The 23,373-nt window shown below is 43.7% G+C and carries 18 protein-coding genes, 1 tRNA gene and 3 rRNA genes; 13 read left to right on the top strand and 9 right to left on the bottom strand.

Annotation, left to right across the window (positions count from 1 at the left end; all coding sequences use genetic code 11):
• Positions 1-240 precede the first annotated feature (240 nt).
• A complete protein-coding gene (glmS, locus tag TRESU_RS12100; protein WP_013702488.1) occupies positions 241-2,082 on the top strand; it encodes a glutamine--fructose-6-phosphate transaminase (isomerizing) in 1,842 nt (613 codons plus the stop codon).
• 130 nt (positions 2,083-2,212) lie between these two features.
• Here the strand turns inward: glmS and TRESU_RS12095 are convergent, their stop codons facing one another.
• Entirely contained in the window at positions 2,213-3,037 is an 825-nt protein-coding gene (locus TRESU_RS12095) for a cytidylate kinase-like family protein (protein WP_013702487.1), read from the bottom strand.
• A 124-nt stretch (positions 3,038-3,161) separates the two neighbouring features.
• Here TRESU_RS12095 and TRESU_RS12090 point away from each other — a divergent pair, with 124 nt between their 5' ends.
• Entirely contained in the window at positions 3,162-3,704 is a 543-nt protein-coding gene (locus TRESU_RS12090) for an NUDIX hydrolase (protein WP_041612083.1), read from the top strand.
• Here the strand turns inward: TRESU_RS12090 and TRESU_RS12085 are convergent.
• The gene (locus TRESU_RS12085; RefSeq protein ID WP_013702485.1) at positions 3,701-4,393 is read right to left on the bottom strand and encodes a LysM peptidoglycan-binding domain-containing protein; all 693 of its coding nucleotides are present in this window, start codon (positions 4,391-4,393) and stop codon (positions 3,701-3,703) included. The genes TRESU_RS12090 and TRESU_RS12085 overlap by 4 nt on opposite strands.
• Positions 4,393-5,391 carry a hypothetical protein gene (locus TRESU_RS12080; protein WP_013702484.1) on the bottom strand — a complete coding sequence of 333 codons (999 nt, stop codon included), beginning with the start codon at positions 5,389-5,391 and terminating at the stop codon, positions 4,393-4,395. The genes TRESU_RS12085 and TRESU_RS12080 overlap by 1 nt, the downstream gene beginning before the upstream one ends.
• 280 nt (positions 5,392-5,671) lie before the next feature.
• Here TRESU_RS12080 and TRESU_RS12075 point away from each other — a divergent pair, with 280 nt between their 5' ends.
• The 9 genes from TRESU_RS12075 (at position 5,672) to TRESU_RS12035 (ending at position 16,128) form a co-directional block, all read left to right on the top strand.
• Positions 5,672-5,911, top strand: coding sequence for a YdbC family protein (locus TRESU_RS12075; RefSeq protein ID WP_013702483.1), 240 nt, complete (start codon positions 5,672-5,674; stop codon positions 5,909-5,911).
• Between the two features lie 12 nt (positions 5,912-5,923).
• The gene (locus TRESU_RS12070) at positions 5,924-6,646 is read left to right on the top strand and encodes a hypothetical protein (RefSeq protein WP_013702482.1); all 723 of its coding nucleotides are present in this window, start codon (positions 5,924-5,926) and stop codon (positions 6,644-6,646) included.
• A gap of 385 nt (positions 6,647-7,031) precedes the next feature.
• A 16S ribosomal RNA gene (locus tag TRESU_RS12065) occupies positions 7,032-8,574 on the top strand.
• 95 nt (positions 8,575-8,669) lie between these two features.
• Positions 8,670-8,743, top strand: a tRNA-Ile gene (locus TRESU_RS12060).
• 76 nt (positions 8,744-8,819) lie between these two features.
• Positions 8,820-11,766 (top strand): 23S ribosomal RNA (locus TRESU_RS12055).
• Positions 11,767-11,812: 46 nt separating this feature from the next.
• Positions 11,813-11,922: ribosomal RNA gene (gene rrf / locus TRESU_RS12050) — 5S ribosomal RNA — on the top strand.
• The 16S, 23S and 5S rRNA genes sit together here with 1 tRNA gene alongside, the layout of an rRNA operon.
• Positions 11,923-12,094: 172 nt before the next feature.
• Positions 12,095-12,997 carry a 1-acyl-sn-glycerol-3-phosphate acyltransferase gene (locus TRESU_RS12045; protein WP_013702481.1) on the top strand — a complete coding sequence of 301 codons (903 nt, stop codon included), beginning with the start codon at positions 12,095-12,097 and terminating at the stop codon, positions 12,995-12,997.
• Between the two features lie 161 nt (positions 12,998-13,158).
• Positions 13,159-14,565 (top strand): TP0584 family protein, encoded by a 1,407-nt coding sequence (locus TRESU_RS12040; RefSeq protein WP_013702480.1) that lies wholly within the window; start codon positions 13,159-13,161, stop codon positions 14,563-14,565.
• 18 nt (positions 14,566-14,583) lie between these two features.
• Positions 14,584-16,128 carry a peptide ABC transporter substrate-binding protein gene (locus TRESU_RS12035; protein WP_013702479.1) on the top strand — a complete coding sequence of 515 codons (1,545 nt, stop codon included), beginning with the start codon at positions 14,584-14,586 and terminating at the stop codon, positions 16,126-16,128.
• Here the strand turns inward: TRESU_RS12035 and TRESU_RS12030 are convergent.
• From TRESU_RS12030 to TRESU_RS12010, 5 genes are all read right to left on the bottom strand, one after another.
• Complete coding sequence (locus TRESU_RS12030; RefSeq protein ID WP_148228291.1) at positions 16,125-17,225, bottom strand: DUF8086 family protein; 1,101 nt, start codon at positions 17,223-17,225, stop codon at positions 16,125-16,127. The genes TRESU_RS12035 and TRESU_RS12030 overlap by 4 nt on opposite strands.
• A gap of 78 nt (positions 17,226-17,303) precedes the next feature.
• Positions 17,304-17,789: a hypothetical protein gene (locus tag TRESU_RS12025; RefSeq protein WP_013702477.1), complete on the bottom strand. Its 486-nt coding sequence runs from the start codon at positions 17,787-17,789 to the stop codon at positions 17,304-17,306.
• 51 nt (positions 17,790-17,840) lie between these two features.
• Complete coding sequence (locus tag TRESU_RS12020; protein WP_013702476.1) at positions 17,841-18,650, bottom strand: mechanosensitive ion channel family protein; 810 nt, start codon at positions 18,648-18,650, stop codon at positions 17,841-17,843.
• Between the two features lie 11 nt (positions 18,651-18,661).
• Positions 18,662-19,852: a bifunctional phosphopantothenoylcysteine decarboxylase/phosphopantothenate--cysteine ligase CoaBC gene (gene coaBC / locus TRESU_RS12015; RefSeq protein WP_013702475.1), complete on the bottom strand. Its 1,191-nt coding sequence runs from the start codon at positions 19,850-19,852 to the stop codon at positions 18,662-18,664.
• A complete protein-coding gene (locus TRESU_RS12010) occupies positions 19,846-20,784 on the bottom strand; it encodes an AraC family transcriptional regulator (RefSeq protein WP_013702474.1) in 939 nt (312 codons plus the stop codon). Before TRESU_RS12010 ends, coaBC begins: the two co-directional genes overlap by 7 nt.
• Positions 20,785-20,894: 110 nt before the next feature.
• Between TRESU_RS12010 and TRESU_RS14420 the strand changes: the two genes are divergently transcribed.
• Both TRESU_RS14420 and TRESU_RS12000 read left to right on the top strand, forming a co-directional pair.
• Positions 20,895-21,323: a hypothetical protein gene (locus TRESU_RS14420; RefSeq protein ID WP_148228290.1), complete on the top strand. Its 429-nt coding sequence runs from the start codon at positions 20,895-20,897 to the stop codon at positions 21,321-21,323.
• Between the two features lie 138 nt (positions 21,324-21,461).
• A complete protein-coding gene (locus TRESU_RS12000) occupies positions 21,462-22,322 on the top strand; it encodes a flagellin N-terminal helical domain-containing protein (RefSeq protein ID WP_013702472.1) in 861 nt (286 codons plus the stop codon).
• A 70-nt stretch (positions 22,323-22,392) separates the two neighbouring features.
• Here the strand turns inward: TRESU_RS12000 and TRESU_RS11995 are convergent, their stop codons facing one another.
• Positions 22,393-23,178: a helix-turn-helix transcriptional regulator gene (locus TRESU_RS11995; RefSeq protein ID WP_013702471.1), complete on the bottom strand. Its 786-nt coding sequence runs from the start codon at positions 23,176-23,178 to the stop codon at positions 22,393-22,395.
• Positions 23,179-23,373 lie beyond the last annotated feature (195 nt).

Here is a 23,373-nt window from a genome sequence, read left to right as displayed (position 1 = left end):
TTGTATAAAAATTGAATAATAAAAGATATTCCAGAGTTTTTATGCATATTCTTCAGGAAAATTCTATATTCTTGAGTTTTTTGACGAATTCCACATAGAAAATGAAATATTCCTGAACTTTTTAAAGAATTCCAGAGAAAAATAAAATATTCTTGAAGCAATTTTCCTTGATTAGATTTTACATTTATTTTTACGAAATGCATTCTGTTCAAAAGACAGGAAATTCGCTAGAATAATGCCATGTGCGGAATTGTAGGATATATCGGCAATAAAAATGCTACACCGGTTTTGGTGAATGCTCTTAAAAAACTTGAGTACCGCGGATATGACAGTGCGGGAATCGCAGTGTTTAACGGTCAGGATATTTTGGTGCGCAAGGTAAAAGGCGCGCTCAAGGCTCTTGAAGAAAAAATCGCAAAGGAAACAATCGAAGGCTCTCTTGGAATAGGGCATACAAGATGGGCGACCCACGGCGAACCTAGCGACATAAACGCTCATCCGCATCTTAACGAAAGCGGAACAATCGCTGTTGTTCACAACGGAATCATCGAAAACTTCGCAAAGCTAAAGGCGTGGCTTCAGAGTGAAGGCGTTGTGTTCAAGAGCGACACAGACACAGAAGTCATTGCTCATCTTATAAACTATTACTATGAATATTCTCTTGATATTTTTGAAGCTGTAAAGGCGACTGTAAACCGCTTGGAAGGCAGCTACGCTCTTGGAGTTCTGTGCAAGGACTTCCCGGACAGAATCATTGCCGCAAGAAAAGAATGTCCGCTCATTGTAGGGCTTGGCAAGGATGAAAACTTTATTGCAAGCGATGTTCCTGCTGTCCTTGAGTACACCCGCGATGTTTACTTCCTTGATCAGAAAGAAATCGCAGTGCTTTACAAAGACCATGTTGATCTTTTTGACGAGGACGGAAACCGCATAATAAAGCAGCCGTTCCATGTTGACTGGGATATTTCTTCCGCGGAAAAAGGCGGCTACGAGCATTTTATGCTTAAGGAAATCCACGAGCAGCCAAAAGTTCTTACAGACACAATGAGGCCTCGTCTTGTTTTTGAAGGCGGAGCTCCTGTTGACATAAAGTTTGACGAGCTTTGCTTTGACGAAAAATGGAAGGAAGCCAAGCGCATTGTGATTGTCGCCTGCGGAACTGCCTACCATGCCGGAGTTGTGGCGAAGTATGTTTTTGAGCAGCTTGCGCGTGTTCCTGTTGTAGTCGATGTTGCAAGCGAATTCCGCTACAGAAATCCTATTCTATGCAAGGATGATATTTTTATTGTAATAAGCCAGTCCGGGGAAACTGCCGACACTTTGGCTGCATTGCGTCTTGCCAAGCAGAACGGCGTTCATGTTACGGCGATTACAAACTGCGTAGGTTCAACTGTAAGCCGCGAAGCTGATGATGTCGTCTATACTTGGGCAGGTCCTGAAATTGCGGTTGCTTCAACCAAGGCTTATACAACTCAGCTTATGTGCCTTTGCATGCTTGCCTTGAAAGCCGCATTTATAAAAGAAACTATTTCTGCTTCTGACTATAAAAAATATCTTTGCGAGCTGAATTCTATTCCAGAAAAAGTTCAGCAGATTCTTGAAGACAAGGCTTCTATTCAGAGATTTGTTTCCAAGAACTACAACAAGCAGAAAGTGTTCTTTATTGGCCGCCAGTATGACAGCGCGACAAGCCTTGAGTGCGCACTTAAACTTAAGGAAGTAAGCTATATGCACAGCGAGGCTTTTGCTGCGGGCGAGCTTAAGCACGGTCCGATTGCGCTTATAGACACGGACACTCTTGTTGTTGCGACTGCCACAGTTCCTGAGCTTTATGAAAAACTTGCAAGCAACATTATTGAAGTCAAGAGCCGCGGAGCTTCTACTTTTGTTATTACTCAGGATGATTCCGGGGCGTTCAGTTCTTCCGCAGATGAAATTGTAAAGATTCCTTCTACGGAAAGTTTTTTTGAACCGATGCTTTCAATAATTCCGGCGCAGCTTTTTGCTTACTATTGTGCAGTTCACAGGGGGAATAACCCGGACAAGCCACGCAACCTTGCAAAGTCTGTTACTGTTGAATAAAAACTGTCATTATCGGGCTTGAGATAAGCTGTATATAAGATTCCCATGTCGACGTTCGTTTTGCGGCACACTGCATGGGAATCACAGTTAAAAATATGCATTAAAAACTTTTCATATAAACCGCCCTCTGTTAGCAACCTTTAAAGTCCTGAACAATATTTACTGCTGATTTTATTGTGCAGCTTGGAAGAATTTTTGCCGCAAGTGTGACGGCTCTATCTACTACAGCCTGAGAATCTGCCACGCCTTGCAATGTTATAGATGTTCCTTCGTCATCGATTATTGCACGCAGAAAATTTATATTCAGTTTGTATTCAAAGAGAAGCTTGTTTGTTAAGTCCTGAGCTTTGAGCATATTTTCAATGCGCTTTTTTCCTAAGGCTTCTTTTTCCGGGGCTGAAAAATATTTTACAAAGTTTACGATTTGCTTTACGACTTCCTCCGGTTCAAGAATTCCTGTGTTTATTGTGAGCATGTAGTGGCTTGCATCCTCGTTGTCTACGTTAAAGAAACTTTTGTGGAATCCTTTTCTGTTCGCCGCGCTTTCATTTATTCTTGCCATTGCCTGCTTCTCTGTCCAATTGAATTCCTTTTCAAGCCGTTTAGCTCTTACAGATTCTTTTGCTACGAAGCGCAGTGAAATCAAATTTGGAACATCTTCAAGAATTACAAATGAACCGCGCCCTATTAAAATGCAGTTTCCTTTGCTTGCCGCTTCCAGAATCGCATACTGCAAATAGTTCAGGTATTCATCACGTCCTTTTGCGAGGCTTGCGAAAAATCCTGGTTTTATTTCGTCATATTTTTGAAGCTTTTCTTTTGGAAATCCCAGCTCTACAATGCGGTCTTCTATCTGTTTGCGAGTTATAAATGTGTAGCCAAGTTTTTTTGCCACCGCCGCAGCTATTTCGTCTCCCAGTGCAGCCACCTGTCTTGAAATTGCGATGATTGCCATAATACGCCTCCTGTTTTAAATATTATTTTTGATAATTAAATTATAAATCCGTTTTTTGAAATTTGCAATTTTTATAATGTTATCTTTCTTGCTAAACTTTCAGAATAATTTTAGTATAAAAAGCATGGACGACAAAAAACTTATATGGCACGAAAAATTCCGCAGGGAGGTTTTTAAAACTCCTGTTTTTGCTGTTACTGAACGGATCAGCGTAAGTCCCGATGGAACTGAAGGTGTTTACATTGTGAACGAAGCTCCTGACTGGGTGATTGTAATTCCAGATGACGGTGAAAATTTTCTTATGGTAAGGCAATGGCGGCACGGAGAAAAATCTTTAAGCATTGAATTTCCAGGCGGTGTAATAGACAAGGGAGAGGTTCCGCTTGAGGCTGCGAAACGTGAGCTTTTGGAAGAAATCGGCGCAACCGCAAAAAAAATGACTTGTCTCGGCTCTATGAATCCTAATCCGGCTCTCTTTGCAAATCACGTCCATGTTTTTCTTGCTGAAGACTTGGAGTTTTCCGGTAAACAGAATCTGGATTCTGATGAATATGTAAACTACATGGAAATTTCAAAGTCCGAAGTGATAAAAAAAATGGGCAGCCACGAATATTGCCATGCGTTGATGGCTTCAGCAGCTGCCCTGTATTTAGCTAGGAATTTTTAGCGTTTCTGAAAAGGCTCGTAGTCTTTGTCCGGGCTGTAAACTCCGTCGCGGTATTCGCCAGAAATTGAAGGAATTTCCATTTTCATTCCCGGACGAATCAAGTTTGGATTCTTTGGATCTGGAAGGGAATTCTTGTTTGCTTCGTAAAGGTTTTCCCACAAATAAGGATTGTTGTAAACGTAAGGTCTTCCAGAGATGTTCCAGAAGCAGTCTTTATCTGACTCCCAAGGTTTTACAACATAGTATTTTGGAAGCGGTGTAACTTCTTTTATTTCTGCCAAAGCGTCAAGAACCTGCTTTGAATAGCTTGAAGCTGCATTCCATTCTTCTTTTGCAAATGCGTCTTCAGCCTGTGCAAGAGACTTTGATGCTGAATCATAAGCAATCGGGAAGTTTTCTTTTCCGTTGATGCTTTCAACATAGGCGAGCCTGTTTCTTGCAAGGTTGAGGTCTTTTTCTGCGCTTTCCTTTGAGAGCATGTGGCTTATGTAAGTGTCAGAAAGCTCTGCGTTTTCTTTTGCTTTTGCAGCGTATTCTTCAGCAAGAACATATTCTCCTGCGTCTAATGCTCTTTCTGCTTTCTGTGTGTATTCTTTTGCAAGTTTCTGGTATGTGTTGTTTGTGTAGCTGGCTGCAAAAACTGAAAGTCCCAGAACAGATGCGACTGTGCAAGCAAGTATTTTTTTCATTATTCAGCCTCCTGTGCAGCTTCTTCGATAGTTTCTTCGATTTCAACTTCTGAGTTTTCTGCTTTTGTAAAGTCGTCTGCTTCAAGAAGCTGTGTGTCTGCTTCCTCGATTCCTTCTACCGGCTCGTCTCCAAGAGGTTTTTCCTTGTCTGCCCACTGAGCATTTGTCTCACTTTCTGCAACACGTTTCTTTGCTTCTTCAATTGCTGCCTGGGCCTGTGCTCTTGCTTCGGAAACCTGTGCATAAAGAGATGAGAATCCTTCTTTAGCCTTTGTGTAGTTTGCAATCGCGCCTTCTGGATTTCCTGTAACGTAATTCTGATCGCCAGATTTGAAGTTTGCAACAAATTTATCGTAGTCAGCTTTTCTTGAAACAGAGCACTTTATGCTGTCCGCATTTCTCTTTGCTTTAAATGCTTCTGTGCGTTCAGCCTGTGCAAGCGATTTATAAGCTGCCTTAAGAACAAAAGTCATTTTTGCATCTGCGGAAACTGCTTTTTTATTCCAATCGCTTCCGTAGTCTTTTGAAGATGCAAGCTCACTGATAATGGAAGAGCCGTCGTTGTATACATTCTGCGCATAAGAAGCAAATCCGTTTTCATCAATTTTTGCTTTCTTTGCAACTGCGTCTGCATAAGCCTTTAAAGCCTGATAGCGTGCAAGGAGATCTTTTAGCCTTGCAGAAACATCTTCGCCTTGCTCCATTGCTGCTTTTACAGAATTGTATTCTTCTTCTGCGGCGTTAAATGCGTCTGGAGCTGCGTTCTGCGCGCCGGCATTTATTGCGTCCTGCCTTGAAGACTCAATTTTGCTGAGTGTTGCTTCATTTGACTCTTCGGTGTCTTCGGAAATTTGCTGTTGGTCTTGAGATTCTTCTGCTGTGTTTTCAGAAACATTCTCTTCTTGAATCTCTGGCTCTTCTTTTGGCGATGAGCCGCACGAGATCAGTGCAAGCGACATGGCTGCGAATGCTGCCAATACAAGTTTACTTTTAATCATTTTTCCTCCATAAAGTAAAAAAAAGAAAAGCTTTGTCTGCCTTTTGAATTTCAGTTTTCATAAAAGCGATTTTGCTTACTATCAATATATAATACTAATTGCATTTCGGCAATAAACAGATTGCGTAAAAGGTGTAATACGTTTTGTTTTAGAATGGAATTTTATTGATGACAAAAAAGACAAACGGCATTAATATAAAAGCTAAAAAACGCCTGTAACTTTTTGTTTTGTGAGCGGTTGTTTCTATAAAAGTGAGGCGCATATTTTGTCGGAGGATTTTATGGCAATGTCTGAAGGTTTTACTCCGCCGGATATAAAGAAAAATATCGGTGTTCTTTCCACATCAAAGTCTGGCTGGAACCTTGAGTTGAATTTTGTATCTTGGGGAGATCGTCCTGCAAAGTACGACATACGTTCCTGGGATTCCGAGCATCAAAAAATGGGAAAAGGCGTAACATTCACAAAAGATGAGCTTTGCGCTTTAAAGAATCTTCTGAACGGAATGGAAGAACTTAATTAAATAGAGGAAAATATGAAAAAGAAAATTTTGTTTATAATGGTCGGAACAATGGCTGCGTTGTCGTTTGCGGCAAGAACTCCAAAGGTAAAGCAGGAAATTGAAATTGTAAAGCTTGGAAAATTCGATCCTGTTGAGCTTGGCTCTGGAACTTTCAGGCTAAGAAAAATTTTTGTTAATGAGCTTGAGGCAAAAGATTTTTCCGTTATGCTTTTCCCAAAGAACGGAACGGCAGGAATTGTCTATAAAAATATGCCGAACAAGGAGCGTCTTCTTTTGGACAAAGATGCGCGCAAAGCTGTTATCACTTCTTACAATGCTTATTTAAAGGATTTTGAAGAAAAAAAACTTGACCGTAATCAGAAAAAATACAAGGCGACTTATGAATATGCCCGTGCAAAAATTGAATGGGGACCTTTCCAGTATTCTTCTTATGCTGACCCTAAAATTTCCATGGGCTATGTTTTTGTCGGAAAGTCTCCTTATTTCTGCATAAAAATTCCTTCTACAAAGTCAAATCAAAGAAAGGGCGACACTCAAATTGAATACGGCGGAAATCTTTTGTACTTTACAAGGGCGCAGGCAAAGGACTTGGTCGATGCGATAGCTGAAGAGGAAATTCAGAGTGCAGTGCAGTCCCAGATGGTTGTTCTTCCTGCTGATGATGATTATGACAGCGGCGAATATGAAGAAACTGACTTGCCAGCGGAAGAAAACACTGATTACGAGGAAAACTAGGAAGTTAAAAGTTTTATACTCCATAAATAAATGGAAGCAGGCTGAAAACGTCTGCTTTTTTTATTCGGAACAGAAAAAAAATTAATAAATTTTATCTTTTTTTTGAAATTTGCTATTGACAATATTTCTTCACAGTTATATATTCTATCTCACCCTTTGAAAACAAAGGAACAAAATAAAAAATATTAGGCAGCATGGCTGCTAGTTTATATCGCCGTTATTTGACAGTTTAAGGGAAGGAAAGAAGAAACGACAGAAAGAGCGTACAGGAGGAGAGCAGTTTTGTCGGTGTGTTATAGGCGGTCAGATTCGAGAAGATGAGAGGGCCTTTTGAGGCTCTGCGTGTTTATGGAGATCTCCGGTCCCCTCGGGGGCCGAGGAAATAGGCATGGAGAGTTCGATCCTGGCTCAGAACGAACGCTGGCGGCGCGTCTTAAGCATGCAAGTCGGGCGGGATCCACGCGCTTGCGCGTGGTGAGAGCGGCGGACTGGCGAGTAACACGTGGGCGACGCGCCCTCCGGACGGGAATAGCCTGCAGAAATGCAGGGTAATGCCGGATGCGAACACACGGGCTGGAGCCGTGCGTGGAAAGCCCCCACGGGGGCGCCGGAGGAGCGGCCCGCGGCCCATCAGCTGGTAGGCGGTGCAAGGGACCACCTAGGCTACGACGGGTACCCGGCCTCAGAGGGCGGACGGGCGCATTGGGACTGAGATACGGCCCAGACTCCTACGGGAGGCAGCAGCTAAGAATATTCCGCAATGGGGGGAACCCTGACGGAGCGACGCCGCGTGGGCGAGGAAGGCCGGAAGGTTGTAAAGCCCTTTTGCGCGCGAGGAATAAGGGGAGGAGGGAATGCCTTCCCGGTGACTGTAGCGCGCGAATAAGCGCCGGCTAATTACGTGCCAGCAGCCGCGGTAACACGTAAGGCGCGAGCGTTGTTCGGAATCATTGGGCGTAAAGGGCGTGTAGGCGGCCCTGCAAGCCTGGCGTGAAATCCCGGGGCCCAACCCCGGAACCGCGCTGGGAACTGCTGGGCTTGAGCCGCTGTGGCGCAGCCGGAATTCCAGGTGTAGGGGTGAAATCTGTAGATATCTGGAAGAACACCGATGGCGAAGGCAGGCTGCGAGCGGACGGCTGACGCTGAGGCGCGAAGGCGCGGGGAGCGAACAGGATTAGATACCCTGGTAGTCCGCGCAGTAAACGATGCACACTGGGTGTCCGGGCATGAGCCCGGGTGCCGAAGCGAACGCGTTAAGTGTGCCGCCTGGGGAGTATGCCCGCAAGGGTGAAACTCAAAGGAATTGACGGGGGCCCGCACAAGCGGTGGAGCATGTGGTTTAATTCGATGGTACGCGAGGAACCTTACCTGGGCTTGACATACACAGGGACCGCCTGGAGACAGGCGGGCGCAGCAATGCGCCTGTGAACAGGTGCTGCATGGCTGTCGTCAGCTCGTGCCGTGAGGTGTTGGGTTAAGTCCCGCAACGAGCGCAACCCCTGCCGCCAGTTGCCAGCATGTAGAGGTGGGCACTCTGGCGGAACTGCCGGCGACAAGCCGGAGGAAGGCGGGGACGACGTCAAGTCATCATGGCCCTTATGTCCAGGGCTACACACGTGCTACAATGGCAGGCACAGAGTGAAGCGAGGCCGCGAGGCGGAGCGAAACGCAGAAAACCTGCCGTAGTCCGGATCGGAGTCTGAAACCCGACTCCGTGAAGCTGGAATCGCTAGTAATCGCGCATCAGCACGGCGCGGTGAATACGTTCCCGGGCCTTGTACACACCGCCCGTCACACCATCCGAGTCGGGGATGCCCGAAGCGGGCAGGCCAACCGAAAGGGGGCCGCTCTCGAAGGTATGCCCGGCGAGGGGGGTGAAGTCGTAACAAGGTAGTCGTACCGGAAGGTGCGGCTGGATCACCTCCTTTCTAAGAGAAGGGGAGCGGCAAGTGTGCGCCGCAATGCGCGCTCTTTTCATGGAGTTCTTCTTTCCTTGCCTCAAGCTGCCATTATGGCGGCGGACGGGACAGTAGCTCAGTTGGTTAGAGCACCGCTCTGATAAGGCGGGGGTCAATAGTTCAACTCTATTCTGTCCCAGTAACGAAGAAAGCTGTTTGAAACTGATAGGGAAGGAATACGAGACGAGAAGGTAAGAAAGAGGAAGAGGCAATATGGCCAAGCGAGAAGAGGTCCATGGCGGATGCCTTGGGGCCGCAAGGCGATGAAGGCCGCGGCAAGCTGCGAAAAGCCCGGGGGAGGAGCACACATCCTGTGATCCCGGGGTAGCCGAATGGGGCAACCCGCGCGCCGGGAGGCGCGCACCGCGCGGGCGAATGAAATAGCCCGGCGGAGCCACACCGCGTGAAGTGAACCATCTAAGTAACGCGGGAGAAGAAATCAACAGAGATTCCCTGAGTAGCGGCGAGCGGAAGGGGAGGAGCCCAAACCGCCTAGAGCGGGGTTGTAGGGCCGCATGGGGATGACCCGCGGAGGGGAACGAATCGGGACGCGCAGCGGAAGGAGCCGGAGAGCTCCGCCGGAGAGGGTGACAGCCCCGTACGCGCAACGCGCCCCGCCTCCGTGATGCGGTGCCTGAGTAGGGCGGGGCACGAGGAACCCTGCCTGAATCCGGGTCGACCACGATCCAAGGCTGAATACTCTGCGGCCACCGATAGCGAAGAAGTACCGTGAGGGAAAGGCGAAAAGAACCCCGGCGAGGGGAGTGAAAGAGAACCTGAAACCATGGACCGCCAAGATGCCGCGGGCACAGGAGCTTGCGGCGTGTCTTTTGTAGAATAAGCCTGCGAGTCGCGGTGCGCGGCGAGGCCAAGGGATTGCAGTCCCGGAGCCGGAGGGAAACCGAGTCCGAACAGGGCGGAGAAAGTCGCGCGTCGCGGACCCGAAGCCAATGTGATCTTACCATGGGCAGGGTGAAGCAGGGGTGAGACCCTGTGGAGGCCCGCACGGTAATCTGTTAAAAAAGGTAGCGATGACCTGTGGTAAGGAGTGAAAGGCTAAACAAACATGGAGATAGCTGGCTCTCCCCGAAATGCCTTTAGGGACAGCCTCGCGCAGGGACGCCGGAGGTAGAGCTCTGGACGGGAGAGGGGGAGTCAAATCCTACCGGTTCCGACCAAACTGCGAATGCCGGCGCCTGTCGCGCGGGAGTGAGACTGCGAGCGACAAGGTCCGTAGTCGAGAGGGAAACAGCCCGGACCGCCGGCCAAGGCCCCAAAGCCATGCTGAGTGTGAAATGAGGTGCGGATGCGCAGACAGCCAGGAGGTTGGCTCAGAAGCAGCCATTCCTTGAAAGAGTGCGTAACAGCTCACTGGTCGAGCATCCGCGCGCAGACAATGTAGCGGGGCTAAGCATGGCGCCGAAGCCGCGGATTCGCGCCTTATGGCGCGACTGGTAGGGGAGCATTCCGCTGACCCATGAAGGCGCGCCCGCGAGGGGCGCTGGAGGAGGCGGAAGAGAGAATGCAGGCATAAGTAACGAAAAGACGGGTGCGATCCCCGTCCGCCGGAAGCCCGAGGTTTCCAGGGTAAAGGCAATCTGCCCTGGGTAAGCCGGCCCCTAAGGCGAGGGCGAAAGCCGTAGCCGATGGGAAATCGGTCCATAGTCCGATGCTTCCCCATGTTTCGAGGGCAGGACGCATGAGGCGAGGCCAGGCCGGAGAACGGTAGTTCCGGCCGGAGCGGCGAGGCGTCGAGGGCGGCAGGCAAATCCACCGCCCGAGCCGAGCCGTGAGCGAGCGGAGAGAAAGTCGAAGCGAAGCTGGCGCAGCCATGGTGCCGGGAAATACTGTCTAAGGCCAGGCATGGGGGAACCGTACCGCAAACCGACACAGGTGGGCAGGATGAGAAATCCGAGGCGCACGAGCGACCTCGCGTTAAGGAACTCGGCAAAATGCGCACGTAACTTCGGGAGAAGTGCGGCTCATGTTAGAGATGATAATGAGCGGCAGAAAGCAGGCCCAGGCGACTGTTTATCAAAAACACAGCCATCTGCGAACCAGCGATGGGACGTATAGGTGGTGACACCTGCCCGGTGCCGGAAGGTTAAGGGGAGCGGTCAGCCGCAAGGCGAAGCTGCGAACCGAAGCCCCGGTAAACGGCGGCCGTAACTATAACGGTCCTAAGGTAGCGAAATTCCTTGTCGGGTAAGTTCCGACCCGCATGAATGGTGTAACGATTCTGGGCGCTGTCTCAACGCGAGACTCGGTGAAATTTATGTTCCGGTAAAGAAGCCGGATACCCGCAATTAGACGGAAAGACCCCGTGAACCTTCACCGCAGCTTAGCGCTGGGACCCTATTCGGCATGTGTAGGATAGCTGGGAGCCTGCGAGGCGTGGCCGTCAGGCTGCGCGGAGGCGCCGGTGAAATACCAGCCCTGCCGGATGGGGTTTCTAACCCGGCCCCTTGAGCGGGGGCGGGGACAGGGCTAGGCGGGCGGTTTGACTGGGGCGGTCGCCTCCCAAACAGTAACGGAGGCGCGCGAAGGTCCCCTCACTCCGGTTGGGAATCGGAGCGCGAGTGTAAAGGCACAAGGGGGCTTGACTGCGAGGCAGACATGCCGGGCAGGTGCGAAAGCAGGTCTTAGTGATCTGGCGGTTCCGAGTGGAAGGGCCGTCACTTAACGGACAAAAGGTACTCCGGGGATAACAGGCTGATTTTCCCCAAGAGTTCACATCGACGGGAAAGTTTGGCACCTCGATGTCGGCTCATCGCATCCTGGGGCTGGAGCAGGTCCCAAGGGTTTGGCTGTTCGCCAATCAAAGCGGTACGTGAGCTGGGTTCAGAACGTCGCGAGACAGTTCGGTCCCTATCTGTTGCGGGCGTTGGACGCCTGAGTGGGGCTGCCTTTAGTACGAGAGGACCGAGGCGGACAGACCTCTGGCGTGCCGGTTATCCTGCCAAGGGTAGGCGCCGGGTAGCTAAGTCTGGAAGGGATAACCGCTGAAAGCATCTAAGCGGGAAGCCCGCCACGAGACTAGGCGTCCCTGGGGACGTGATCCCCCTGAAGGCCCCCGGGAGAATACCGGGTCGATAGGCCGCAGGTGCAGGCGCGGCGACGCGCACAGCCGAGCGGTACTAATAGGCCGTGAGGCTTGGCCATATTACCGTTTCCTCTGGACACCGCGTCCGTTTTCCTTTGTCTATACGCCGGCCGCCATGGCGGGGAGGACATGCCCGTTCCCATCCCGAACACGGAAGCCAAGCTCCCCTGCGCCGATGATACTGCCCATGGCGGGAAAGTAGGTAGCGGCCGGCTTTTATCTTATACATGTTTTCATGCCCCTCCGGAAGGGGCTTCTTTTTTTTCCGAGCGGGATGCCGCAGGAGCCACGGAGCCCCCCCCGCGGTTTCCAGCACCTTTGTTGACATCCTGCCGTTTTGAATTTAAAATATAAAATCATTTTTTTATTTTTCTTAGAGGTTATTGCATGGAAAAGAAGACTATCCGTGAAGCTTATGCTGACTTTTTTAAAGCCCTTTCATTGAATTCTGTTGCCGCTGCTAAAATTGACAGTTCAAATGTTTATCAGCTTGCAAACCCAAAAAATAGAAAACTGATGGATAAACTGGTTGAAGACAATCTTTTGCCAGAAAGCCATTTGGAAAATGTTGAAAATTTTTTGGATTTTTATAATCAGGTGAAATCAGGAAAAAGCGGGCTGATTTTAATGGAGCATTATTCAAACACAGATTTGCCTGCGTTGCTTTATATGCTTGAGCACAGTGGAAATTCTGATTTGGCCGACCTTTCAAAACGGACAGTTGCAATTGCAGGCATGAAGCTGAATGAAGACAATCCAATTGTCCGTGCATTTGCCGAAAGTTTCACGAGAGTTGTAATTTATCCTACTAGAAGCCTCACAAAAAATGAAGAAAAGGCTCAGTCTGAAGAAGAAGCAAAGGAAGAAATGCTCAAGGCAAGAAAAATTAATTTGGCGGCAATGCGAGCAATGGATGACTGCAAAAAACGCGGTGAAGTCATTTTAGTTTTTCCGTCGGGAACAAGATACCGTTCGGGACATCCAGAAACAAAACGCGGATTAAGGGAAATCGACAGCTATCTTCGTTTGTTTGACATTGCGATTTGTGTAAGCATAAACGGTTCGATTCTTGAAATTCAGGATGGAAAAGAAGATATGCTGAGCGATTTGGTTGGTCCGGACAAACTTGTCTTCACTTCAAGTTCTGTTATTGAATGCAAAAAATTCCGCAGTGAGTATCTTGCGACTTTGCCGGAAAACGAACCTGATCCTAAGCAGAAAATGATAGATAAAATCATGGACATTCTTGAAGTTCAGCATGAAAATGTGGAAAAGACACGGCTTGCTTAATAAATCTTTTGTAAATCAAAAAACTTTATTAAGTAGCGGTTATTTTTTTCCGAAATTTAAAAGAAGATATTTATTAGCATTATAAGATAATTCTGCGGAAAAAAGCCTTTTGATTTGAATTGCTCCTTTTGTTCCGCTGTGCTAAAATTATGGAAAAAAATATGACCGAGAACGAAAATTTTAATCAGAAAATTATTTCAGCTGCAGAAGAGCGGGAGAAATGGTTTGATAATGTTGAGCTTCCTAAGCTTTTGGAAGACTACAGGCTTCATTTTTCCTGCTTAAGAAATATTTTTGACAATCTTGTAAAAAGATCTTTGGTTGTTCCAGATCCGTATAAAAACGATAGCCGGGTTACTGAAATTTCCTTGCCTGAAACTTCATCTTTTGCAGACAATGAGCGTTCAATTGTTCTTGGAATAAGGCTCAGCCAGTACGAAACTATGCTGGATTATGTTTGCAACTTTATGAAATTTTCTGTTTCACAGCTTGACAACGGAAAAATTAAAAAGATGATTGAATTGAACAATACGTTTTCCTGGGCAAACTTGAGTGTTAATTCGACTAGGCCGAATACACGTGCGCTTGCAATTGTAATGAATGAGCTAAAAACTGGAGTTCAGCCGATTGTTCAAAGTCTTCTAAAAGACAGTGTTTCAAAAACACAAACTGCGATGGCTGAAATTGACAGTGGCTTGAAGAATCTTGCGGATTTTCAGCGTGAACGTTATAAGATTGAAATTAGAAAAAGGGTTTTTGCAAATCCATCATTTTCCAAGGAAAAGGCGTTTGCTTCTTCTGGTTCATTAGTTGGTGAAATAAAGCGGCTTTTTCCATCTTGCATTCCAGGAAAACCTTTTAATAATGAGCTTGTTTCAGAACTGGTTGCAGAAGAAACTTCGCCGGAAAAAGAAAAACTCCAAAATTCCTTGTATGAAAGACTGAAAGTAAAAGAAGCTCAGGAAGAAAAAAAGCCCACAATTGACACTCATGCCATTATAATGGACGCTTTGCGGATTTTGGCTTCAACTGGCGAGCAGTTCAATGCGATTGCTGAAAAAGTCAACTTGAATCATGAAATTTTTCAGAGTGAAAAGAAAACTTTAAAAGACACAATTCTTAGATTTTTGCGGAACATTTTCGGATTGGAAGAGCCGCCTGTTTCTTACGATATTTTTATTACTGACAAGCGCACTGAAACAAAGAAAAAGGAAACAATAAAATACAATGAATTTTATGCAAATCTTCTGAAAAAATCGCGAGTTTACGCTTCGTTTATCAGCCCGAATTCTCCTGGATATAAAAAAGCCGACAGCCAGAATGATTCCGCGATTCTTGAATATTTGAACAAGCAGATGGTTGAGAACAATCATATTTTTGCGCAGCTTTACGGACTTGATGAATTTTTCAAGAACACTTCAAAAACTGTTGACCGCTCAAAAATCAAAGGCTTGTCAATGGAGCTAATGACAATCAAAAATATTGTTGTTAAATTCAATCAAAAGCGGGCAGAATATCTTTCCTATGTTGAAGAGCAGGAACAGATGAAAAAACTTGGAATTTCATAAGTTTTATTGAGGTTTAATTTGAAAAAAGTTTTTGCAGCGTTAATATTCTTTTGCCTTACCGTATTTTCTTTTGCACAGGATTTGCCGAAACAGCGCAGAGTAAATATTTGCGCGTCACTTCATTCTTATGACATGAATCCGCATACGGCCGCTTTTACTGCCGAAGCCCAGCTTTTTACCGGTTTGTACGAAGGTCTGTTTTCTTATGATCCTGTGAATCTTGCGCCTTTGCCTGCGATTTGTTCATCATATAAAATTTCGCGTGATAAAAAACGCTGGACATTTTCTTTACGGAATGATGCGAAATTCAGCGACGGAACTTTAATTACTGCAAAAGATGTAAAGAATTCCTGGATTTCACTTTTAGAAACTGCGAACGCTCCGTTTGCTTCGCTTTTGGACTGCATCGAAGGTGCGTCTGATTTCAGGAATGGAAAAATTTCTGCACAGGATGTAAGAATCGATGCGAGAGATGATTTTACAGTTGTTGTTCATTTGACTGAGCCTGCCGGTCATCTTCCGAAAATTTTGTGTCATCATGCTTTTAGTGTTGTAAGTGAAAATAAAAATGCCTATAGCGGAGCTTTTGCGCTTGAATCTTACGATGGAAATGAAATTCTGATTAAGAAAAATGAATTTTACTGGGATTCCGAAAATGTGAAAATTCCTGAAATAAAAATTTCTTTAAGCGATGATTATTCTGAAAATTCCCACAAATTCAATAACGGCGAAATTGACTGGATTATGGGAAATGCCGAAGCTGCAAAAATAATCGACAAGTCAAAACTTTTAATTGGCACAGAATTTGGAACGGTTTATTTTTTCTTTAAAAAACAAGACAATGTCTGGGCAAAAAAAGAATTCCGCGATGCTCTGCTTGAAGCGATTCCTTATGACAAACTGCGCGAAAAATTCAATATAAAGGCTGAAACTTTTATTTATCCTTTGCCGGGCTATCCTGAAGTTGCAGGAATTTCTGATTATGATGAAAATGACGCTTTAAAAATGATGAATGAGGCGCGGCAGAAAAATGGAATTCCGCAGGAAGAAAAACTGCCTTTGATTTTTGCTGCGACTGGCGATGGTTATCTTTCAGAGTGTGCGAATATTTTGAAAAATGCCTGGGAGCCGCTTGGTGTGGATTTTAAAATTCAGACAACGACTTTTGATAGATACAATGCTTCGATTCCGTCCTGGAAAGCCGACTTGTTTTATTATTCTTGGATTGGCGACTTTGCAGACCCTCTGGCGTTTCTTGAGCTTTTCCGCGGAAATTCTTCGCTGAATGTTTCTGGATTTAAAAATGAAACTTACGATTCTCTTTTGCAGGAAGCTTCGCGGATTGACAATATTTCCGAGCGTTACAAACTTATGGCGCAAGCTGAACAAATTCTTTTGGATGAAAGCGTTCTGATTCCTGTTTCGCATCCTGTAAGCGCGCATCTTGTTAATACTGATGAAATTGGCGGCTGGAAAATAAACGGTCTTGATATTCATCCGCTGAAATATCTTTATATAAAGCTAGCTCCGTTTTCAAAAGTTCCGAACTTAGTCTGCTATTAATTTATTATTTCCTTTAAATTTACGCTGATAAAGCCGGCTCTTGCAGTTTTAAAAAAAGAACTTTCTTCCCAGGCGATGTAAAGTGTGTCTCCAGAAACTGCTATTTCGCCATAAGAAAATCCTTTTGGTAAAAGCGGAAGCCTGAATGCTTTTATAGAATTTTCTGATGATTTTTTTATGTAAGTTGTTCCGTCTGAAAAAACTGCCGTTATGTATTTTTTCCCAGTTGAAAATCCTGCATGTGCGCTCAAAAAATTGTCAGATGTTCCAATGTGGCTGTAGTTTTCTGGACTTGTTCCAGATGGATTTTTCCATGAAATATAAAATGAAAACTCTTTGGGAATAGAGGCAAGCAGCGATTTTAGTTCTTCTGGAGATTCTTCAAAAAGCTTGGGCAAAATCATTTTTTTGTAGCCGTTTTCCGTCAATGAATTGAACACAAAAAATTCTTGACCGAGCGCAGGACTGGCTTCTGTCAACGGAACTAAAGGCTGCCAGCAGAAGTATGAAAATTCAACTCCGTTTTTTAATGTTTTTTTTGCAGAGCAAGCCCAAGTTTTTCCGTCCCAAAAATATCCTGTAATTTGATCTTCATCTTTAAGATTTAAATTTGAATAGGAAACTATTGGATAAAAAAGTTTTGAGTCTGGCGCGAATTCAACTAAAAAAGGTCGCGTGCTGTGAATTGTGGTTTGGTTTAAATCCGAATTAAAAAAACTGCTTCTGTACAAGTAAAAAACAGGCTTTCCGTTGCTGAATACCAAAGAGTCTGCTGTGTCCGGAAGAAAAATTGAATTGTCGCAATAAAGTTCTATTTTGTCGTCGTTAAAGCAAAGAAGTCCTTTTTTGTTGACCAGGGCGAATGCAGAAAATTCAGAATTTTTATTTTCTAAATTTACTAGACTTGCCGCGCTTGTTATTCGCACTGATTCTGTCCAGGGCTTTTCATAAACTTCTGGAGCGTTTTGCGGCAAATCGATTTTTTGAAATCCTTCAGTTGAAAAATAGTACCAGTTATGGATTTTTACAGTCGGCAGTTCAGTTGCGGTAGTTTTATTTTTTTCAGTACAAGAAAACAGAAATATTAAATTTGTCACTATGAAAATCTTGAAAAATATATTTTTCATTTTAAATCCTTATTTTAAAATCCATTTTATGATACAACGAATTCTTTTTCATTCCAATAGTTTTAAATCACTCTTTTTGAAATTGCCTGAAGAAATTTTTTTCATAATTCTTTCTTTGTCAAGTTTCCAGACATTTTCTTCAAAGGCACGGCATTCTTCCATAAATTTTTGCCAGTTGAATTTTGAAAGATATTCGTTTTTGCATGAATCGGAATCCACTGCGGCGGCTGAAATTGAAAATAAAACCTCTGCGGCAAATCCGTCTGAATAAGTCAAATCGTTTCCGTAGGGATAAATTGCACCGTAGATTTTTTTATCTGAATGCGAATAGGCGAGCAAGGCTGTGGCTTCGTTTTTGTTTACTTCAGAATAAAAATTTTCTCCGAGAACGAATATTTCTGAATCCGGCTGATGGCTCGTTTTTACGCTCCATTCGCTAGAATACGGAAGACTGAATTTTTCATTTTCTGTGTAGCTGAAAAATTCGCATGAAAAAAATAAAATGATCGGGCAGATAAATAAAAAGTTTTTCATGCTTATTATATATCCGCGGAATAAAAAAAATTGCAGAAAAAAGTTCAGTTTTTATGTTATTTTTATATTTTCCTGTCTGAGTTCTTTTACAATGCCGGTTAAAATGTCATTTTTAACTTTGATTAAATCTTCATTTTTTAGCCAGACTATAAGTTTTAATTTTGCAGAGCCAATGAGCGAGTCGTAAAAAACTTGCGGTTCTGGAGAGTGGAGAACTGCCGGGCATCTTAATGCGATTTCTTTTATTTTTTGCATTGCTTTTTGCAAGTCGGCTTCGTAGCTTATGTGAATTTCAAAAGTTTGTCTTGTAGTTTTGTAGCTGCTGTAATTTGTCAGCACGGAATTTATTATGCTGCTGTTTGGAATTCTGACTAGCTGATTGTCCAGCGTTTTTATTTTTACGCTTAAAAGTCCTACGGATTCCACAGTTCCGCTTGTTCCGCTTACAGAAATTGTGTCTCCGATTTTCATGGATTTTTCGCCGAGCACAAAAAGTCCGCTTATAAAATTACTGACGCTTGTTTGCGCTGCAAATCCGATTGCAAGTCCTGCAACTCCTGCCGCGCCCCAGATTGCTTTTAAGTTGATTCCGAAAAGGCCCAAAATGTACATTCCGATTAAAACGTAAAAAATGTAGCTTATGGCTTTGTTTACAAGAACTGCGGTATTTTTTTCAAGTTTTGTCGTTGCTTTTTTTCTTATGAATTTTTTTATTAGCCTATAGACAATATAGAAAATTATGACGGAAACAACACTTATTGCAATTTTCAATATGTTTTCAAATGTGAAATATTTTGTAAATTCGTTTATGTGAAAAATGCTTTTTGTTTTTTCAATTGCCTGCGAAAAATTTTCTTCCATAAATTTTCCTTCTATAAAAATGATTTTATTTCATCAAGTATGCGGCTTGCAAGTTCTTCTTTTTGCATCAGCGGAAGTTCTTTTTGAAAATCTTTTGAAATTATTGTGGCTTGGTTTGTGTCCGCCTGAAATCCTGCGCCCGGCGTTTTTAAATTGTTTGCAATGATTAAATCCAAATTTTTTGCTGAAAGTTTCTTTTTGGAATTTTCAATTAGGCTTTGTGTTTCCATAGAAAATCCGCAGAGAATCTGGCCGGGCTTTTTATTTTTTCCAAGGAAAGCAAGAATGTCGTCTGTGCGTTCAAGTTCTATTGAAATCTCTTTGCCTGTTTTTTTTATTTTTTCTGCGCTGATATTTTTCGGGCGGAAATCTGCAACTGCCGCGGATTTTATTACTATGTCTGAATCTGGAAAATTTTCCTTTACGGCTTCAAGCATTTCTTTTGCGTTGGTGATTTTTATTGTCTTTGCATTTTGCGGCGGATTAAGCGATACTGGTCCTGAAATTAAAGTTACTTGCGCGCCTCTTGCTGCCGCTATTTTTGCAATTGCATAGCCCATTTTTCCAGATGAATGATTTGTGATAAATCGAACAGGATCTATTGCTTCCTGAGTTGGTCCGGCTGTAACGAGAATTTTTTTGCCTAGAAAATCTTTTTCAAATGAAATTTCGTTTTCGATAAATTCAAATATTGCTTGAGGCTCAGGCATTTTTCCTTTTCCGTTTTCACCGCAGGCAAGATGTCCTGTTTCCGGCTCAAGAATTTTAAATCCGAATTTTTTGCATTTTTCAAGATTATCTTGCGTTATTGGATTTTCGTACATTGCTGTGTTCATTGCAGGGCAGATTACTTTCGGGCATTTTGCTGCAAGAAAAACAGAAGTAAGCATATCATCCGCCATTCCGTTTGCAACTTTTGCGATTGTGTTTGCAGTTGCCGGCGCGATTAAAAAAATATCCGCTTTTTGTGCAAGTGAAACGTGGCTTACTTTGAATTCAAAGTTTCTGTCAAAAGTATCTATGAAGCATTTGTGTCCACTTAAAGTTTCAAATGTAATCGGATTGATTATGTTTGTGGCATTTTTTGTCATTAGCACGCGGACTTCAGCTCCTGTCTTTACAAGCATGCTTACAAGTGTTGCTGCCTTGTATGCCGCAATGCTTCCTGTAACTCCGACTAAAATTGTTTTGTCTTTCAGCATATTTTATTTTCCTTTTGCGTGGATTCAGCTTCTGAAATTTTATTTGACTTTAGTTCCATGTTTCTGTATTTTAGCGGCGTCATTCCTTTGTATCTGTGGAACATTTTTATAAAATAACTGAAATCTTTGAATCCGCATTTTTGAGCGATATTTAAAAGCTTGTCATTTGATTCGCGTAAAAGCGCGCAGCTTCTGCTGATTCTGAACCAGTTTAAATATTCAACTGGAGATCGTCCCGTCATTTCCTTAAAAACGCGGCAAAAATACTTTGGCGAAAATCCAGCGGTTACAGAAAGCTGCTCAAGTGAAATGTCGTTTCCGTAGTTCTTTTTTATAAAATCCAAAACAAGGTCAAGCTTTTTGTTTCTAGCTCTTTTTTGCGCCGGAAGAATTTTCTTTTCAGAATAAAAATGATTCTTTTTTAAAAGCCCAAAGAAAACAATCAACGCACCGGAAGCGATTATGTCAAAGCCTTCTCTTTGTTCGCGGATTGTGTCGAACAAAAATTCAATTGTGGTAAAAATATCTTTTTGTTCCGCCGGAATATAATTTTTCAGCGAAATATTTTCCAATATAATGTCGTTTATAAAACTGTCCGGGCTGAATCCATGCTGGCGTAAAAGCTCTATGTCAAAAACTGCGGATTCGTATTTGCTTGCACCTTTGTCTGGTGCATCTCCGTGGACAATTTTTCCGGGAATAATGCAGGAATCTCCCTTGTTCAAGACAATTTCGTGGTCGCTGAGAAAAAGATTGTAAGTTCCAGAAAGAATGTGGATAAGCTCAAATTCTGTGTGCCAGTGAAGCCATAAGTCGTAGTACGGATTTTCTGTATTGCAAAAATTATACTCCAATGGAAAAAGCGAAGTTCCGCGCTGCTGACGTTCGTTTACAGGAATTTTTTCTTTCAAATTAGAAGATACTTTTGTCATATTTTTATTCTCGTTCCGATTATATCATGTGGTTTTATCAAAAACAACCTTTTGTTGTAGATGCGCTGCTTTTTGTTGAAATAAAATTTTTTAAAATTTATAATGGCTCCATGCTGACATATTTTATTGCCGCCGCTGCTTTTGCGCTTATAATTTTTTTGCTGAACCTTTATATAAAATTTAAATCCTTGGAAAATAAAAATTCAGAAATTAAAGCTAGAAAAATCCGCAGTGAAAATGCAAAGAAAAAAGGACTTTTGGTTTCGTGTCCGATTTGCGGTTCTTCTCTTTTGCCGGGTGAAGATTTGGTCAGCAGAGTTTATAGACCTATGAATGTTCCAGATCAGCTTTGCACAATAAATGGCTGTCCGCATTGCTATCCAAGAGTTGAGCCTGGATTAAAAAGAATTTGCCCTGTTTGCCATAAAGAAATTCCTCTTTCAGACGGTCATCTTGTTGCCCGGCTTTTTAATAAAACTGAAGGAAAAAAGCACGTTATTGTAACCGGATGCAATTCATGCTGCAAAGGAAAAAAATAGCACATTTTATCTAAAAAAATCTAAAGTAAAAAAATCAAACTCCGACAATCAAAATATAGGGTGGTAAACCCAAAGCAGGGGAAGCAGGCACAAAATGTTTGCTTAGAACTCCAGTATCTTGATCATAGGAGATAAATTATGGTTATCAATCACAACATGAGTGCAATGTTTGCACAGCGTTCACAGGGTTTGACTGATTTGAACAACCAGAAGAACATGGAAAAACTCTCTTCTGGAATGAAAATCAACCGCGCCGGTGATGATGCTTCTGGACTTGCTGTTTCAGAAAAAATGAGATCCCAGATTCGCGGATTGAATCAGGCTTCTACAAACGCAAAGAACGGCATTTCTTTCATCCAGACAACAGAAGGATACCTTCAGGAAACTGAAGATATTATTCAGCGCATCCGCGAGCTTGCAGTTCAGTCAAGCAACGGAATCTACACTGACGAAGACCGTATGCAGATTCAGGTTGAAGTTTCTTCACTCATCGCTGAAGTTGACCGCATTGCTTCTTGCGCACAGTTCAACGGCATGAATATGCTTACTGGTCGCTTTGCACGCCCAACAGGTGAAAACAGCGTTACAGCTTCTATGTGGCTCCACATTGGTGCAAACATGGATCAGCGCACACAGGTATATATTGGAACAATGAGCGCAACAGCTCTTGGACTCCGCGCAGTTGGAACAGAAGAGATTATGACTCTTGAAAGCCCAGACGAAGCAAACCGCGCAATCGGAACTTTGGATGAAGCAATCAAGAAGATTAACAAACAGCGTGCAGACCTTGGTGCATACCAGAACCGCCTTGAAAAGACAGTTGTTGGTCTTGATATTGGCGCAGAAAATCTTCAGGCTTCTGAGAGCCGCATCCGCGACACAGACATGGCAAAGGAAATGGTTGACTTTACAAAGAATCAGGTTCTTTCTCAGGCTGGAACAGCGATGCTTGCACAGGCAAACCAGAGCTCACAGAACGTTCTTTCTCTTCTCCAGTAGAATTGAAAGCAGCGTAAAATCTGCGTAACGAAAGCTTCCCTAGAAGTGAAAACTTTTAAGGAAGCTTTTTTTATTCCCCTTTCTGTTTTCGATATTGGTGAGGAGAGACGCCGTTCGTTTTCTTGAAGGCGCGGATGAAATTCTCACATTCGTTGTAGCCGCATTTCTGGGAGATTTCCTGGACTGAGAGTTCCGTTGTATTCAGCAATTTGAGGGCTTTTTCGTTTACAAAAAAATGAATGTCGGACTGCGGCGTTACACCAAATGTTTTCTTATATAACACCGAAAAATGCGAGCGCGTAAGGAAGAAATCATCCGCCATAAGGTCAACGGTCCATTTTTCAGGATTTTCCGAAACTTTTTTCCTCAGCTGGTTAAGCCTGAATCGGATTTCACTTTCGCGCTTTGTCTTTATGCTCGGATAAAGGCGGTTGTTCTGGAGGTTGGAAAGAACCTTGCACAGGCGGTCCAGAAGCTCGTGGTCGTGGTTTTCGTAGCGTTCCGTCAGAAAATATGTGATGTCCGTCATTTCGCGCCTGATTATGTCCGCGTTGGTCACGTAAAAAATCTCGTCAAACGGAATCTGAAAGTCGTTGAAAAAAGTCATGTCCGCCGGAAGAAATTTTATGTAGTCGTTTTCAAATTCGTTGTTCTTGCACCAGTAAATCTGCGGAGTTCCGGGTCTGTAAAGAATGCACGCGTTCGCCTGAGTTTCAATCTGTTTTCCGTCCAGTGTTATGACCATGGGATTGTAGAAATGAAGAAGAACACATTCCTTGGTTCCTGAAACGAATTTCATTTTAAAAGAGGATTCTTCGGTTTTTTTGTAAAATGCTCCGGCAAAATCTATTTTCATTGATATTGATTATAAACTAAAATTGAAGGAAATGTCAGTCGCGGAATTCGTCTGAGTTTCAAGTCTCTATGTCCGAAAGACGCTGAAAACGGCTGCTCCAAATTTTCAGGGGCAGCCGTAATTTTTTTATTGTCACGGATATGTCTAATAAGTTTAATTCCTGAAGGTCATTAAGCCTGCTGAAATGACCAGTCT

This window comes from Treponema succinifaciens DSM 2489 (assembly GCF_000195275.1).
Lineage (GTDB): Bacteria > Spirochaetota > Spirochaetia > Treponematales > Treponemataceae > Treponema_D > Treponema_D succinifaciens.
Note: the sequence above shows the minus strand (reverse complement) of the source record. Positions and strands in the feature narration are given on the sequence as shown.

What these genes read in the sequence shown, in the direction of transcription:
- TRESU_RS14420 (WP_148228290.1), top strand. Translation starts at nt 20,895, where the DNA reads ATGCTGACATATTTTATTGCCGCCGCTGCTTTTGCGCTTATAATTTTT.
- TRESU_RS12070 (WP_013702482.1), top strand. Translation starts at nt 5,924, where the DNA reads ATGAAAAAGAAAATTTTGTTTATAATGGTCGGAACAATGGCTGCGTTG.
- TRESU_RS12010 (WP_013702474.1), bottom strand. Translation starts at nt 20,784, where the DNA reads ATGACAAAAGTATCTTCTAATTTGAAAGAAAAAATTCCTGTAAACGAA.
- TRESU_RS12020 (WP_013702476.1), bottom strand. Translation starts at nt 18,650, where the DNA reads ATGGAAGAAAATTTTTCGCAGGCAATTGAAAAAACAAAAAGCATTTTT.
- TRESU_RS12095 (WP_013702487.1), bottom strand. Translation starts at nt 3,037, where the DNA reads ATGGCAATCATCGCAATTTCAAGACAGGTGGCTGCACTGGGAGACGAA.
- TRESU_RS12080 (WP_013702484.1), bottom strand. Translation starts at nt 5,391, where the DNA reads ATGATTAAAAGTAAACTTGTATTGGCAGCATTCGCAGCCATGTCGCTT.
- TRESU_RS12085 (WP_013702485.1), bottom strand. Translation starts at nt 4,393, where the DNA reads ATGAAAAAAATACTTGCTTGCACAGTCGCATCTGTTCTGGGACTTTCA.
- TRESU_RS12040 (WP_013702480.1), top strand. Translation starts at nt 13,159, where the DNA reads ATGACCGAGAACGAAAATTTTAATCAGAAAATTATTTCAGCTGCAGAA.
- TRESU_RS11995 (WP_013702471.1), bottom strand. Translation starts at nt 23,178, where the DNA reads ATGAAAATAGATTTTGCCGGAGCATTTTACAAAAAAACCGAAGAATCC.
- TRESU_RS12075 (WP_013702483.1), top strand. Translation starts at nt 5,672, where the DNA reads ATGGCAATGTCTGAAGGTTTTACTCCGCCGGATATAAAGAAAAATATC.
- TRESU_RS12045 (WP_013702481.1), top strand. Translation starts at nt 12,095, where the DNA reads ATGGAAAAGAAGACTATCCGTGAAGCTTATGCTGACTTTTTTAAAGCC.
- TRESU_RS12000 (WP_013702472.1), top strand. Translation starts at nt 21,462, where the DNA reads ATGGTTATCAATCACAACATGAGTGCAATGTTTGCACAGCGTTCACAG.
- glmS (WP_013702488.1), top strand. Translation starts at nt 241, where the DNA reads ATGTGCGGAATTGTAGGATATATCGGCAATAAAAATGCTACACCGGTT.
- TRESU_RS12090 (WP_041612083.1), top strand. Translation starts at nt 3,162, where the DNA reads ATGGACGACAAAAAACTTATATGGCACGAAAAATTCCGCAGGGAGGTT.
- coaBC (WP_013702475.1), bottom strand. Translation starts at nt 19,852, where the DNA reads ATGCTGAAAGACAAAACAATTTTAGTCGGAGTTACAGGAAGCATTGCG.
- TRESU_RS12025 (WP_013702477.1), bottom strand. Translation starts at nt 17,789, where the DNA reads ATGAAAAACTTTTTATTTATCTGCCCGATCATTTTATTTTTTTCATGC.